At 62.6% G+C, this 14257-nt stretch carries 16 protein-coding genes; 9 read left to right on the forward strand and 7 right to left on the reverse strand.

Annotated elements, in window-relative coordinates:
- Nucleotides 1–45: 45 nt before the first annotated feature.
- From malF to PG879_RS09720, 3 genes are all read left to right on the forward strand, one after another.
- On the forward strand, nt 46–1701 hold the full coding sequence (gene malF, locus PG879_RS09710; RefSeq protein ID WP_049637099.1) for a maltose ABC transporter permease MalF: 1656 nt from the start codon (nt 46–48) through the stop codon (nt 1699–1701).
- A 12-nt stretch (nt 1702–1713) separates the two neighbouring features.
- Nucleotides 1714–2604, forward strand: a complete 891-nt coding sequence (gene malG / locus PG879_RS09715) for a maltose ABC transporter permease MalG (protein WP_010674251.1) — start codon at nt 1714–1716, stop codon at nt 2602–2604.
- 70 nt (nt 2605–2674) lie between these two features.
- Entirely contained in the window at nt 2675–3811 is a 1137-nt protein-coding gene (locus PG879_RS09720) for an ABC transporter ATP-binding protein (protein WP_010674252.1), read from the forward strand.
- A gap of 127 nt (nt 3812–3938) precedes the next feature.
- Here PG879_RS09720 and ppk2 read toward each other — a convergent pair whose 3' ends face one another.
- A complete protein-coding gene (ppk2, locus tag PG879_RS09725; RefSeq protein WP_010674253.1) occupies nt 3939–4769 on the reverse strand; it encodes a polyphosphate kinase 2 in 831 nt (276 codons plus the stop codon).
- 156 nt (nt 4770–4925) lie between these two features.
- Here ppk2 and PG879_RS09730 point away from each other — a divergent pair, with 156 nt between their 5' ends.
- On the forward strand, nt 4926–5732 hold the full coding sequence (locus PG879_RS09730; protein ID WP_161646972.1) for an alpha/beta fold hydrolase: 807 nt from the start codon (nt 4926–4928) through the stop codon (nt 5730–5732).
- Nucleotides 5733–5793: 61 nt separating this feature from the next.
- On the opposite strand, the gene PG879_RS09735 is transcribed toward PG879_RS09730, so the two are convergent.
- The 3 genes from PG879_RS09735 to PG879_RS09745 form a co-directional block, all read right to left on the reverse strand.
- Nucleotides 5794–6603, reverse strand: a complete 810-nt coding sequence (locus PG879_RS09735; protein WP_254203826.1) for a MipA/OmpV family protein — start codon at nt 6601–6603, stop codon at nt 5794–5796.
- A 175-nt stretch (nt 6604–6778) separates the two neighbouring features.
- The gene (locus tag PG879_RS09740) at nt 6779–7849 is read right to left on the reverse strand and encodes an AI-2E family transporter (RefSeq protein WP_029314318.1); all 1071 of its coding nucleotides are present in this window, start codon (nt 7847–7849) and stop codon (nt 6779–6781) included.
- A 22-nt stretch (nt 7850–7871) separates the two neighbouring features.
- Entirely contained in the window at nt 7872–8141 is a 270-nt protein-coding gene (locus PG879_RS09745; RefSeq protein WP_042880621.1) for a sulfurtransferase TusA family protein, read from the reverse strand.
- Nucleotides 8142–8268: 127 nt separating this feature from the next.
- Between PG879_RS09745 and PG879_RS09750 the strand changes: the two genes are divergently transcribed.
- On the forward strand, nt 8269–9723 hold the full coding sequence (locus PG879_RS09750; RefSeq protein WP_223918331.1) for a beta-barrel assembly-enhancing protease: 1455 nt from the start codon (nt 8269–8271) through the stop codon (nt 9721–9723).
- 133 nt (nt 9724–9856) lie between these two features.
- Here PG879_RS09750 and PG879_RS09755 read toward each other — a convergent pair whose 3' ends face one another.
- Nucleotides 9857–10336 (reverse strand): TlpA family protein disulfide reductase, encoded by a 480-nt coding sequence (locus PG879_RS09755; RefSeq protein WP_216944029.1) that lies wholly within the window; start codon nt 10334–10336, stop codon nt 9857–9859.
- A 60-nt stretch (nt 10337–10396) separates the two neighbouring features.
- Between PG879_RS09755 and arsC the strand changes: the two genes are divergently transcribed.
- The 3 genes from arsC to PG879_RS09770 all read left to right on the forward strand — a co-directional run bounded on the left by arsC (nt 10397) and on the right by PG879_RS09770 (nt 12437).
- Complete coding sequence (gene arsC, locus PG879_RS09760; protein ID WP_010674260.1) at nt 10397–10747, forward strand: arsenate reductase (glutaredoxin); 351 nt, start codon at nt 10397–10399, stop codon at nt 10745–10747.
- Nucleotides 10744–11118: a DUF2069 domain-containing protein gene (locus tag PG879_RS09765; protein WP_010674261.1), complete on the forward strand. Its 375-nt coding sequence runs from the start codon at nt 10744–10746 to the stop codon at nt 11116–11118. The genes arsC and PG879_RS09765 overlap by 4 nt, the downstream gene beginning before the upstream one ends.
- Before the next feature lie 248 nt (nt 11119–11366).
- The gene (locus PG879_RS09770; protein ID WP_010674262.1) at nt 11367–12437 is read left to right on the forward strand and encodes a linear amide C-N hydrolase; all 1071 of its coding nucleotides are present in this window, start codon (nt 11367–11369) and stop codon (nt 12435–12437) included.
- Nucleotides 12438–12475: 38 nt separating this feature from the next.
- Here the strand turns inward: PG879_RS09770 and PG879_RS09775 are convergent, their stop codons facing one another.
- Entirely contained in the window at nt 12476–13087 is a 612-nt protein-coding gene (locus tag PG879_RS09775) for an acyl carrier protein phosphodiesterase (RefSeq protein ID WP_010674263.1), read from the reverse strand.
- Nucleotides 13084–13407, reverse strand: a complete 324-nt coding sequence (locus PG879_RS09780; RefSeq protein WP_029314324.1) for a hypothetical protein — start codon at nt 13405–13407, stop codon at nt 13084–13086. The genes PG879_RS09775 and PG879_RS09780 overlap by 4 nt, the downstream gene beginning before the upstream one ends.
- A 65-nt stretch (nt 13408–13472) precedes the next feature.
- Between PG879_RS09780 and PG879_RS09785 the strand changes: the two genes are divergently transcribed.
- Nucleotides 13473–14252, forward strand: a complete 780-nt coding sequence (locus tag PG879_RS09785; protein WP_010674264.1) for an ABC transporter substrate-binding protein — start codon at nt 13473–13475, stop codon at nt 14250–14252.
- Nucleotides 14253–14257 lie beyond the last annotated feature (5 nt).

The following is a 14257-nucleotide window of genomic DNA, read 5'->3' on the forward strand; positions in this document are numbered from 1 at the left end:
CTCCCACTCTCTCAATCTCTCTTGGCGCAATAAAGGTTAATTGGCATGGAAGTAGTACCTTCTATCGAATCCTATGCCGGTCCGAAGAAAGACAAGTACGTCTGGCTGAAATGGACCATGGCGGCACTGATCGCAGTGCTTAATGGTTATGCGGCCGTGATGATGTATGCCAGCGGCGAGTGGGTATTTGCCCTGCTCGATCTGGTGGTCGTCTCCGTCGGTCTCTATGTCTTCATGAACAAGAAGACCTATGCCCACCGTTATATTTTCCCCGGTGTGGCAGGCATGGTTGTTTTTATCATCTTCCCTCTTGCCTACACGATCGGCATCGCCTTCACCAACTATTCGGGATCCAACTTGCTCTCCCTTGAGCAGGCACGGGATTACCATCTGAAAAAAACCTACAAGGTGACCGGCGGTGAATTCGATTTCACCCTCCTGGGTGGTGAGAACAATCAGTTTCAGCTGCTGCTGAAACAGGACGACCAATCCTTTATCAGTCAACCCCTTACCTTGCTGAACAACAAGGCGCGTACCCTGGCCGTCCGTGAAGGACGGGTCCGTGACGAGCCCCAGGTTGTTCAGTTGCAACCCCTGGCCGGGGAGGCGACCGACAAGGCGGCACCCATTCGTGCCATCGTCGATCACCGCACCCACCTGAGTGCCCTGGATGTGGTACTGCCCGAAGGCAATATCCATCTGACCCTGAGCAGCCTGCGCAAGTTCGCCGCCCAGAAACAGCTCTATACCCAGCTGGTCGACGGCGCCGTGCTCAAGTCCGGCGTCATGATCAAGGACAGCAACCTGCTGCGTGACAACCAGAGCGGCGAGCTGATGCAGCCCAACGGTGACACCGGCTTCTACCAGTACATCGATGCGGAAGGTCACTTCGTCGGCAAGGGCATTGCCCCCGGTTTCGTGGTGAGCGTGGGTTGGAAAAACTTCATGCGCATCATGACGGACCCGGGTATCCAGAGTCCCTTCATGCAGATCTTCGTCTGGACCGTGATCTTCTCCGCCTGTTCGGTGGCGTTCACCCTGGCGATTGGCATGGTGTTGGCGTGTCTGGTGCAGTGGGAGCAGCTCAGGGGGCGTGGTTTCTACCGGGTCATGCTGATCCTGCCCTATGCGATACCGGCGTTCATCTCCATCCTGGTGTTCAAGGGCTTGTTCAACCAGAACTTCGGTGAAATCAACCTGTTCCTGGAAGCGGCCTTCGGCATCAAGCCGGACTGGTACACCAATCCCTTCCTGGCCAAGGTGATGATCCTCATCGTCAACACCTGGCTCGGTTACCCCTACATGATGATCCTCTGCATGGGCCTGCTCAAGGCGATTCCGGAAGATCTCTACGAGGCGTCTGCCATGGACGGGGCGGGGCCGGTACAGAACTTCTTCAAGATCACCGTACCGCTCTTGATGAAGCCGCTGACACCGCTGTTGATTGCATCCTTTGCCTTCAACTTCAACAACTTCGTACTTATCCAGTTGTTGACGAACGGGGCGCCGGACATCATCGGGGCCACCACGCCGGCCGGGACCACCGACTTGCTGGTGAGCTACACCTACCGGATCGCGTTCCAGGGCTCGGGTGGTCAGGACTACGGTCTGGCCAGTGCCATCGCCACCGCCATCTTCCTCATCGTGGGTGCGCTGGCCTTGCTCAACCTGAAATTGTCCAAAGCCGACAAGCAACTGTAAGGAGGCTTCAACATGGCAATCGTACAACCCAAATCAGTCAAATACCGGGTGTGGGCAACCCACCTGGTGATGTGGGGCTTCCTGGCACTGATCATCTTCCCGCTGATCATGGTCATCGCCATCTCGTTCCGTAACGGCAACTTCTCGGTGGGGGAGATCATCCCCACCAATCCGACCCTGGATCACTGGAAGCTGGCGCTCGGCATGTCCATCACCAACGCCGATGGCAGCATCACGCCGCCGCCGTTCCCGGTGCTGACCTGGCTGTGGAACTCCATCAAGGTGGCGGGCATCACCGCCCTGATGATAGTGGTGCTCTCCACCACCTGTGCCTACGCCTTCGCCCGTCTGCGGTTCCGTGGCAAGTCCACCATCCTGCAGGGCATGCTGATCTTCCAGATGTTCCCGGCGGTGCTGGCACTGGTGGCCATCTACGCGCTCTTCAACAAGATCGGTGACTACATCCCCTGGCTGGGTCTCAACACCCACGGCGGCCTGATCCTGGCCTACATGGGGGGCATTGCCCTGCACGTCTGGACCATCAAGGGCTACTTCGAGACCATCGACTCTTCCCTGGAGGAGGCGGCGGCCATCGATGGCGCTACTCCGTGGCAGGCGTTCCGCCTGATCCTGCTGCCCCTGTCGGTGCCCATTCTGGCGGTGGTGTTCATCCTGGCCTTCATCGGCTCCATCACCGAGGTGCCCATGGCCTCCATCCTGTTGCAGGATGTGAACAATCTGACCCTGGCGGTCGGGGCCCAGCAGTACCTCTATCCGCAGAACTACCTGTGGGGTGACTTCGCCGCAGCCGCCGTGCTGTCAGGCTTCCCCATCACGGTCGTCTTCCTGCTCGCCCAGCGCTGGCTGGTGGGCGGTCTGACCGCAGGCGGCGTGAAAGGTTAACGGTTCATGGCCGGGGGAGCTGGCTCCCCCCGTCATCACGATTTGCAAAGATTCAAGAGCGGAGCTCGACATGGCTGAAGTAGTACTCAACAACGTTCGCAAAAATTACGACCCGGCTGTCCACAAGGACACCCTGCGCAGCATCAACCTCGACATCAAGGAAGGGGAGTTCATCGTCTTCGTCGGCCCGTCCGGCTGCGGCAAGTCCACCCTGCTTCGGATGATCGCGGGTCTGGAAGACATCACCAGCGGCGAGCTGACCATCGGCGGGCGCTACATGAACGACGTGCCGCCGGTGGAGCGCAACGTGGGCATGGTGTTCCAGTCCTACGCCCTCTACCCGCACATGAACATCTACGAGAACATGGCTTTTGGCCTCAAGCTCAAGAAGATGGACAAGGAGAACATCCACAAGCGGGTGATGCGCGCCGCCGAGATCCTGGGTCTCGAGCCTTTGCTGGACAGAAAGCCCAAGGCCCTTTCTGGCGGTCAGCGTCAGCGGGTGGCCATCGGCCGCTCCATCGTGCAGCAGCCGCAGGTGTTCCTGTTTGACGAACCCCTGTCGAACCTCGACGCCGCTCTGCGGGTCAAGATGCGCATCGAGATCGCCAAGCTGCACAAGGAGCTCAACTCCACCATCATCTACGTGACCCACGACCAGGTGGAGGCCATGACGCTAGCCAACCGCATCGTGGTGCTGAGCCCGCTCAAGGGCGAGGCGGCCACCAACCTGGAGCAGTTCGGCACCCCCCTCGAGCTCTACCACAACCCGGACAACAAGTTCGTGGCAGGCTTCATCGGCTCCCCCAAGATGAACTTCCTGGCGGGCGAGCTGGTGGAGATCGGGGAGCAGGAGTGCGTGGTCAAGCTCACCTCCGGCGATACCGTGCGTGCCCGGGTGGATGCCCGTCGCGGCGCGGTGGGCGACAAGGTGGAGCTGGGCATTCGCCCCGAGCACCTGGTGCCGCTGGGTCATGCCCATGCCGACAGCCGCGTGAGCGGCGTGGTGCAGGTAGCCGAACACCTGGGGGCAGAATCCTTCGTCTACATGGACGTGGATGGTCATGACTTCACCGTCAAGGCGAGCTCCGACATCGACGTGGCCACCGGCCAGGAGTACAGCGTCGGCATCCCGGCCGAAGCCTGCTACCTGTTCGATGCCAAAGAGCAGGCGTTCCCGCGCACGGCCAAATATATCCGCGCCTGAGAGGGCGAGAGTGCCAGGTTTTCCTTTCTATACGTTCAATGCCTTTTGCCGGTCGCAAGACCGGCTTTTTATTGCCCGTCATCCGAGGCCCGGGTTCCGGCCAGCGGGTGCGGCTGGCCGGGGCCCGTCACTGTCCGTGCTTGTCTGACTCGAGGGCGGCGGTGACGTCCGGCACGAAGTGCTGGCTGGTGAGCGGAGGGCGCTCATACCCTTCGGTCTTGATGGGAGGCAGGGTGATGGGCTCGTAGTGGATCGCCTCGTAGGGCACCTTGCCAAGGAGGTGGGAGATGCAGTTGAGGCGGGCGCGGCGCTTGTCGTCGGCGTCCACCACGAACCAGGGGCAATCCTCGGTATCCGTGTAGGTGAACATGTCATCCTTGGCGCGGGAATACTCGACCCAGCGGGAGCGGGATTGCAGATCCATGGGGCTGAATTTCCAGCGCTTGATGGGAGTGTTGATGCGCTCCTTGAAGCGTTTCTCCTGCTCTTCGTCGCTGACCGAGAACCAGTATTTGATGAGGGTGATGCCGGAGCGGATCAACATCCGCTCGAATTCGGGGCAGGCGCGCAGGAATTCGCGATACTCGTCGTCACTGCAAAAGCCCATCACCCGTTCGACCCCGGCCCGGTTGTACCAGGAGCGGTCAAACAGCACCATCTCGCCCGCCGAGGGCAGGTGCGCCACGTAGCGCTGGAAGTACCACTGGGTGCGCTCCCGATCCGAGGGGGCGGGCAGGGCGGTGACCCGGCAGACCCGGGGGTTGAGGGGTTCGGTGATCGCCTTGATGACGCCCCCCTTGCCCGCGGCGTCGCGCCCCTCGAACAGCACCACCACTTTGAGCCCCTCCTGCTTGACCCACTCCTGCAACTTGACCAGCTCCTCCTGCAGGTGGGCGAGGTGATGTTCGTAGGTCTTCTTGTCCAGACGGGGGCGTTTCTTGCTCTTTTCCTTGGCCATCATCCTCTCCTTGGTGACTCCTCGTTGTGAGTCTCTCCAGCTTGCACCAGGCGGGCACCCCTGCCAAGGGTGGCGTGTTACACTGCCGCCTCATCAGCCGCTGGCAACAGAAAAACAGGAAAGCCAGTTTCATCGCCGCTGGCAACAGGAGAAAACATGAAGCAGTTTATGGAGATAGCGGGCCGCCGCATGGCCTATCTGGACGAGGGGCAGGGTCCGGCACTGCTCTTTGGCCACAGCTACCTGTGGGACAGTGCCATGTGGGCACCGCAAATCGAGGCCCTCAAGGAGCATTATCGCTGCATCGTGCCCGAGCTCTGGGGTCACGGGGATTCCGATGTGCTGCCCGAGGGGCCCTGCACCCTGGCGGCCCTGGCCCGGGATCATCTGGCGCTGCTCGATGCCCTCGGCATCGACGAGTGCGTGCTGGTGGGGCTCTCCATCGGTGGCATGTGGGGCGTGGAGCTGGCGCGCATGGCGCCTGCTCGCCTCAAGGGCCTGGTGCTGATGGACAGCTTCGTCGGCCTTGAACCCCAGATTACCTGCGAGCGCTATCTCGGCATGCTGGCGATGATCGAACAGGTCGGCGCCGTGCCTGCGCCCATCGCCGATCAGGTGGCGCCGCTCTTCTTTGCCCATCAACCGGACGCGGCCCTGATGGCCGGTTTCAAGGCCCGGCTGGCCCAATGGCCCGCCGACAAGGTGGCGAGCCTGGTGGCGGTGGGGCGCAGCTTCGTGACCCGGGAGGATCGCATCGACTGGCTCGAAGAGATGAGGCTGCCCGCACTGGTGATGACGGGGTGCGAGGACAAGGCTCGCCCTGTGCTGGAGGGGTATCTGATGGCCGAGGTGCTGGGGTGCCCGTTCAGGGAGATCCCGGGGGCCGGTCACATCTCGACCCTGGAGAACCCCGCGTTCATCAACCGGGCGCTCGCCGAATTTCTCGCCGAAGTGGCAGGGTGACGCTGCGCCGGATAGCCGTAAAAAAGGAGCCATGGGCTCCTTTTTTGTTGCCCAGTCGGGGCTACCAGATGTAGCCCACCCCGAAGCCTGCATAGAGTTCTCCCTGATGCTGGACGATGGGGCTGTCCGCGATGTCGTCGTCGTAGCGCTCGTAGTTGATGCCAAAGCCGCCAATCCAGTTGGCGCTGAAGCGATAGCTGCCGATGAGGGAGACCATGGGGGAGAGGGTGGTGCCCGTGTTCCACGCCGGCCTGTCCGCCCTCGCTTCGTCTTGCGAGACACCGCCGAAGTAGTAGTTGGCGAGGTTGTGGCTGCGCAGCATGACGCCGGCTCCCGGCATCAGCAGCAGGGGACCGCGGATGATGGGGAAGTTGGCCCACAGCATCAGCTCCTGACCGTTGCTGGTGCCGGTCACATCCGTGGTGGCCCGCACGCTCCAGAGGGCGTAGGGAGTGATGAGATCGGCCCCAACACCGGCCTCGAACTGCCCCTTGCGCTTCTCCATGCCATGGAGGAAGGGATCGTCGTCCGGGTCCAGGTTGCCAAAGCGCATCCGGCCGAAGGCATAGGTCGAGAGGTTGCCATTGCGGCTGAGGTAGTAGCGGGCCCGATCCCCCAAATACATCAGGTTGTCACCAAAATAGAGGGCCCCCGGGATGGGCATCAGGGTGTCGTCCTGGTGCTGGTAAAGGGCCTGACCGCCGATGACGGCCCCGCCCAGCACCAGCCCCTTGGGAATGGGGCTGTCAGGGCTGTCGCTGGAGAAGGCGCTGAGGGCCCCTATATCGAGGTCTGCCCGGACGGGAGAACAGAACAGCAGTGCCAGAAAGGCACCCAGAGAGGCATGGCGCAGGGCAGGGACTGGGGACATGACAGATCCTTGTCGGTGGGTGGGCAGTGGGAACGAATCAGACCGGCGTAGCAAGTCAAAACGGATGTCGGTTTTCAATTAAACCCGACAAGGCAAGCATGAGCCAGCGTCACGGAGGTGCTGCTGGTGGCCGGTATCTGGAAGGGGCGAGACCCGGCCTCGCCCCTTGCCAGGGTCAGGGGGCGGGGCGGGGGAGATCTTCCCGCTTGGGCCAGGCGTTGAGCACCGCTTTGACCAGGGTGGCGAGGGGAATGGCGAAGAAGACGCCCCAAAAGCCCCACAGACCGCCAAACACCAGCACGGCGATGATGATGGCCACCGGGTGCAGGTTGACCGCCTCGGAGAAGAGCAGGGGGACCAGCAGGTTGCCGTCGAGGGCCTGGATCACGAAATAGGCCACCATCAGCCAGGCGAAGTCGGGGGTCAGCCCCCACTGGAACAGGGCCACCATGGCCACCGGCACGGTCACCGCGGCGGCACCGATATAGGGGATGAGCACGGAGAAGCCCACCGCGACCGCCAGCAGGGCGGAGTAGCGCAATCCCATCAGGGCGAAGGGCACATAGGTGGCGATGCCGACGATGACGATCTCGATCACCTTGCCGCGGATGTAGTTGATGATCTGGTCGTTCATCTCCACCCAGACCCGGTTCACCAGGGTGCGGTTGCGGGGCAGGAAGCGGCGCAGGCCCCCCATCAGCACCTGTTTGTCCTTGAGCATGAAGAAGACCATCAGGGGCACCAGGATGGCGTAGATGAGGATGGCCACCACGTTGATGAGGGAGCTCAAAGAGGCGCTCACCAGTTGTTCGCCGCCGGTCAGGATGCGCTGGCGAATGTTGTCGATGATGGTTTCCACCAGGCTGACGTCGATGATCTCGGGGTATTTTTCCGGCAGGGTGCGCACATAGTCCTGGGCATGGGCCAGCATGGCGGGGGCCTCCTTGGCCAGGTTGACCCCCTGGCTCACCAGCGTCGGGATGAGGCCCAGCAGCATCAGGGTCGTCACCGTGATGAACAACAGCAGGACCAGGCTGGTAGCGACGGTGCGAGAGAGGCCGCCTCGTTGCAGGCGACTCACCGGCCACTCCAGCAGATAGGCCATCACCAGGGCCACCAGCAGCGGTGCCAGCAGATCCCCAAACAGCCAGAGCACGGCAAAGCAGAAGACCAGCAGCAGGAAGAGGGTGACGGCATCGGGGTCGGAAAAACGGGTCTGATACCAGCGCTTCAATACATCTAACATCGAGGCTTCCTTGAATGGCGGCTCACGGGGTGGGTGGCATGGGCTCGGGGGCGAGCAGGGCGTCCCGGGGGGGACGGGCAACGACGAGCAGCAGGGAGAGGCGGGCAGCTGACTCTTCCCGGGTCTGGACATGGTGACCCTGACGGCGCAGATAGGCGGGAATGTCCTGCCGGGAGCCTGCATCCCCGAGCTGGATGCACACGGATTGACCGGGCCGGGCCTGGCGCAACCAGAGCTTGAGCCGGATGAGGGGCTCGGGACAACGCCAGGGGGTCAGGTCGAGCTGTTCCATGAGAACTCCATCGCGTGCGTGGCGGTCATTATGGCCGTGATGAGAGGATGAAACAACGCTTGTGGGCCTTGAATGGCAAGGGTATTCTGCCGATGCCCGCTGGGGTCTGATTGGAGATAGAGATAACGTGGCACGTTTTTCCCCCCTGATAGCATCGCTTCCCCTGTTGGTCACCCTGATGGGGGCGACCTTCCACGCCCAGGGGAGCAACCAGTTGCCCGACATCGGTACCGCCGGGGTCGCCGCACTGCCCATCGAGCAGGAGGTGCGCTACGGCAACGCCTTCATGCGTTTTGCCCGGGCGGGCCTGCCCATCATCGATGACCCCGTGCTGAACGAATACATCGACGATCTGGGCCAGCGGCTGCTGACCAATGCCGACGGGGTGCGCTTCCCGTTCACCTTCTTCCTCATCAACGATCCCAGCATCAACGCGGCGGCCTTCCTCGGTGGCCGGGTCAAGGTGCACACCGGCCTCTTCCTCTACGCCGAGAGCGAGAGCGAGCTGGCCTCGGTACTGGCCCACGAAATCACCCACGTGACCCAGCGTCACATCGCCCGTTACATGGAGGCACAGGCGAGCAGCTCCGCCATGACCCTGGCCGGCCTGGTGGGCTCCATTGCACTCGCGGTGATCAACCCCACCGCCGGCATCGCGGCCTTGCAGACCACGCTTGGCTTGTCGATGCAGTCGGCCATCAACTACACCCGGGACAACGAATACGAGGCGGATCGCATCGGCATGAAGACGCTGTATGACGCCGGGTTCGATCCCATGGGCATGGCCAACTTCTTCCAGAAGCTGGCGGCGGAGTACCGCTACGCCAGCAAGCCGCCGGAGATGCTGCTGACTCACCCCCTGCCGGAGACCCGGATCAGCGAAGCCCGTGCCCGGGCCGGGAGTTATGGCGCGCGCGCCCTGCCGCCGAGCCTGGACTTCTGGCTGGCCAAGGTGCGCATCCAGGTGCGCTATGGCACCGAGACGCCCCAGGCGCTGCTCACCTACTTCGACAGCCGCCTGCAGAAGGGGGATTACCCCCTCAAGGATGCCGCCATCTATGGCAAGGCGCTGGCCCTGTTGCAGCTCAAGCGCACCGACGAGGCCGACACCCTGATGCAGGAGCTGGCGACCCGTCACCCGGAGGATCTCTTCGTGGTGGATGCCCTGACCGACATCGATCTCGCCAAGGGGCGCAGCGCCCAGGCCATCGCCAGACTGGAGCGCTTCCGCACCCGGATGCCGGACAACGAGGTGGTGGTGGTGAACCTCGGCAACGCCTATCTGGAGGGGGGCAACTACAAGAAGTCCATCGCCATCCTGGACCCTTATGCCCGGGAGCACGACGAGAACAGCCTGGCCTGGAGCCTGCTGTCGGACGCCTACCGCAAGGCGGGCAGGATGACGGACCTGCACATGGCACGGGCGGAGACCCTTTCCCTGCGCGGTGACTATCAGGCGGCCATCGACGAACTGATCGTGGCGCGGGGCACCACCAGCGACAAGCTGACCCTGGCCCGCATCGAGGCGCGCATCACCCAGCTGGAGCGGGCCAAGAAGGATCTGGACAGCCTCAAGGGCTGAGTCCGGAGCGGGTTGATGGCAGGCGGGGTGCTCCTTTGGGGGCACCCCGCCTTGTTTTGCAGGCTAAAATAGGGCCTTTCATCGGTTTCAACGCATCTTGATGATGAAGAAATGAATGTGATGGATGGCTCTGCTATTGGGCGCTCGCCAGGCGGCGTTTTATCTCGCCTATCTTCTGCTCGTCCAGCTCCCCCACCAGGGTCTCCAGCAGCGTGCCCCTGGCATCGAGCAGATAGCTGGTGGGCAGCGCCCCGGGCCTTGGGAACGGGAGGCGGGCGTCGTCATCCGGGATCATCAGGGGAACCCTGATGGCGTGGCGCTGTGCCAGCTCGGTCAGTTCGGTGGGGGAGGCGGGGTCATAGTTGATGGCGATCACCCGGATCTGGCCTTCCTGGTGCAATGTTGCCAGCAGGGGCATCTCCCGCAGGCAGGGGGCGCACCAGGGGGCGAAGTAGTTGACCAGCAGCGGCTTGCCACCGAGATCCGCGAGGCTGACCTTCTTTCCCGCGCCGTCGGTGAAGTCGGGTGCCGGGCTGCAGGCCCCCATCAGGGTTGCCACAATCAGCCAACAGATCCGTTTCATTTCCATAGCCTTCCCGCTTACCCTGACCATCCGTTTCCCCTACAATAGCGCCATTTCTTGTCCCATCTTGCGATTAATCAGGGAGTTATCATGAGCGAGACCCAAATCTACCACAATCCGCGCTGCTCCAAGAGCCGTGAAACCCTGGCCTTGCTGGAACAGCACGGGGTCGCCCCCGAGGTGGTACTCTATCTGGAGCAGGCCCCGAGCGAGGCACAGATCCGCACCCTCCTGAGCCAGCTTGGCTTCACGGATCCCCGACAGCTGATGCGCACCAAGGAAGATCTCTACAAGGAGCTGGGGCTCGGCGAGGTGAGCGGCGATGACCTCATTCGTGCCATGCACCAGCACCCCAAGCTCATCGAGCGCCCCATCGTCATCAAGAACGGGCAGGCCCGCATCGGCCGTCCGCCCGAGCAGGTGCTGGAGATCCTCAAGTGAGCACCCGCTTCGCTCGCCTGCTGACCCTGGCCGGTTTTTTCGGCCTGCTGGCCTGGGTGCTGCTCTGGCACCTCTGGCTCTCGCCCCACCCGGACCTCAATCCCTGGCTGTTGCCGGTGATCTGGACGGTGCCGCTGCTCTTCCCCCTCAAGGGCATAGTGCAGGGCAATCCCTACACCCACGCCTGGGGCAATTTCGTGCTGATGCCCTACTTCCTGCACGCCCTGACCCTGATCACCACGGATGAGGGGGAGCGGTGGCTGGCGGTGGTGGAGCTGGTGCTCACCACCCTGGCGTTTGTGGGCACCATCTATTATGCCCGCCTGCGTGGCCGCGAGCTGGGGCTGAGTATCCGCAAGAAGGAAGGCTGAGCCCCTCCCTGTCCGCCTGCTGGCGGGCAGGGTATGTGTCTGAAACCGACGCAAGCCAGCGAATGGCATCTGGCGGTATCGCCCCGAAGTGGCTTGCTTATCTCTTTGATTAATTTATGGATATTGATCGCTGATTGGCAGGGAAGCGCCTCTGTTGGCAGATCTGTCACCTGGTTTGCCAGCCTCAGTCAGCCCCTGTTATGCAAAAAGGGGTATGCTTGTGTTTTCACCAGACTCGAGTGATCCATATGACAATCCTGCGTTCCCCCCTGTTGCACAAGACCCTACTGGCCCTGACCGTCTCCCTCTCCGTCAGTTCCCTCGCCGATGCCTGTACCCGCGCCGTCTATCAAGGGGAGGGAGCGCTGGTGGTGACCGGTCGTACCATGGACTGGCGCAGCGCCATGCCGACCAATCTCTGGGCGCTGCCCCGTGGCATCGCGCGGGAAGGGGAGGCCGGTGCGCACTCCATGACGTGGACGTCGCGCTTCGGCTCCGTGGTGGCGGCAGGCTTCGATGCGGGCACCGCCGACGGCATGAACGAGAAGGGGCTGGTGGCCAACCTCCTCTATCTGACCGAGTCCGAGTATGTGACCCCGAGCGACAAGGATCCGCGCAAGACTCTCTCCATCTCGCTCTGGGCCCAGTACGCGCTGGACAACTTCGCCACCGTGGCCGATGCGGTCGCCGCCCTGTCGAAGGACGAGTTCTATGTGGTGACCACCCTGACCCCGGATGGCAAGCCGGGCCAGCTGCACCTCTCCCTCTCCGATGCGAGCGGCGATTCCGCCATCTTCCAGTACGTGGGGGGCAAGCTGCAGATCTACCACGATCGCAGTTATCAGGTGATGACCAACTCGCCGACCTTTGACAAGCAACTGGCCCTCAACGACTACTGGGAGGAGATTGGCGGTCTCACCATGCTGCCCGGCACCAACCGCTCGGCGGACCGTTTTGCCCGCGCCTCCTTCTACATCAAGACCCTGCCAAAGACCGACCAGGCCAACGAGGCGGTGGCCGGGGTGATGAGCGTGATGCGCAATGTCTCGGTACCCATGGGGATCAGCACCCCGGATCAGCCCAACATCTCCACCACCCTGTGGCGCAGCGTGGCAGATCAGCAGCATCGCCGCTATTTCTTCGAGCTGACCCATCTGCCCAACACCTTCTGGGTGAGCATGGACAAGCTGGATCTCACCGCGGGGGCCCCGGTGCGCAAGTTGCCCCTGACCGAGCAGCAGCTCTATGCGGGGGAGACGGCGGAGAAATTCGTCCCGGCCAAGGCGTTTCGCTTCCTGCCGGCCAGCCCCAAGGCCTGAGCATTCCCCCGATGACAACGCCCCGCTCGGGGCGTTTTTTATGGTGGGGATGAGGTGGCCGTGCGGTGGGCGGCGATCTGCGCCTCGCAAAAGCGCATCAGCTCCGGGTAGAAGTGCAGGAAGGCGTGCTCGGCCTCGATCCAGCGAGCCTGATCCAGGGCGTGGAGCGCCTCCCCGAGCGGCACGGGGCGGCGCAGCCGACGACCGATGCCGTTGAGGGCCGCCCCCACCCCTTCCCGGTACAGGTAGGAGGCCAGCCAGTCCTGCTCGGCCATGTGCCGCAGGGCCATCGGCAGGCCCTGTGGCAGGCTGTGATGATCCAGGAGAAGTTGACCATAGCTCTGCGCCAGAAAGCGGGGCAGGGGGGCTGCGCTGAACCTCTGCCAGTGCTGGCTGAGCCAGTGATCGTAGAGCATGTCCACCACAATGCCGCCGAAGCGGCGCCAGGGGGGGTCGAAGCTCGCCACGGCGGCCCGATGGGCCGGGTGGGCATCGGTGAAGGCGTCTATCTTGCGGTGCAGCCAGATCCCCTCGTCGAAGTGGTCAGCCAGACCCGTCGGCAGCGGGCCCTTGATGAAGTCCCCCAGCAGGTTGCCGGTGAGGGAGCTGCCGGTATGGGCCGCCAGATGGAGGTGGGCGAGAAAATTCATGGGATGGGGCTCGCGTGCCTGGGCGTGAACGGGTGATCCGAGCCTAACGAATCGTGGCCGGATTGACCATGGGCAGGATGTTTCATCCCCAAGTCCCCTTGCCGGGCAAATTTGAGGCGTGGTAAGGTGCTTGCCATCTTTGTCACAGGACGCGACAAATCACCATGATGCGCAAAGCCAGAGGCTTTTTTCTGGCCTTCTACTTCAAGCCTTTCTATCTCTCCGAGTGGTTCGACGAATAGGTCGAGGCCCCGGAGCAGTTCATTGACGCCCATGGCGGCGTAATCCCGCTCATCTGCAATTTGCCGTTTGTTGGCCATCGCTTGCCTCTGCCTGCGATGCCTTGACCGCGCCTGTGCGCTTTTTATGTAATGGAGTACTCACGATGAAGACCACACTGACCCTGTCAGCCCTTGTTGCTGCCTGTCTGCTCGCCGCCCCCGTCACCGCCAAGGAGTGGAAGACGGTACGCTTTGGCGTGGAGGGGGCCTATCCGCCCTTCTCATGGACCGATGCGTCCGGAGAGATCAAGGGATTTGACATCGATCTTGCCAACGCCCTGTGCCAGCAGATGGCTGTCAGGTGCGAGCTGGTGGCCCAGGATTGGGACGGCATGATCCCGGCCCTGCTGTCGCGCAAGTACGACGCCATTATCGCTGCCATGTCGATCACCGACGAGCGGCGCAAGAAGGTCGACTTCACCGAGAAATATGCACACATTCCCAACCGCTTCGTGGCGGCCAGGGGCACCGAACTGACGCTGACGCCGGAAGGGATGGCGGGCAAGCGCATCGGCGTGCAGCGGGCCACCACCCACGACAAGTACCTGACCGACAACTTCGGCTCCAGCGTCACCATAGTGCGTTACGGCAGTGCCGATGAAGCCTACCTCGATCTGAAGGCGGGACGGGTGTTGGCCCTGCTGGCCGACGCCTCGGCCATCGAACAGGGGTTGCTTGGCAAGGAAGGGGGCGACAAGTTCGACTATGTGGGGCCGGCCCTGACCGACCGTCAATGGTTTGGCGACGGCATGGGGATCGCGGTGCGCAAGGGGGATCCGGATCTCAGGGCCAGGCTGAACGACGCCATCAAGGCCCTGCGCGCCAACGGCAAGTATCAGGAGATCAACCGGAAGTACTTCAAGTACGATATCTATGGCGGTTGATGGGT

The organism is Aeromonas sp. QDB63 (assembly GCF_027707425.1).
Lineage (GTDB): Bacteria > Pseudomonadota > Gammaproteobacteria > Enterobacterales > Aeromonadaceae > Aeromonas > Aeromonas caviae.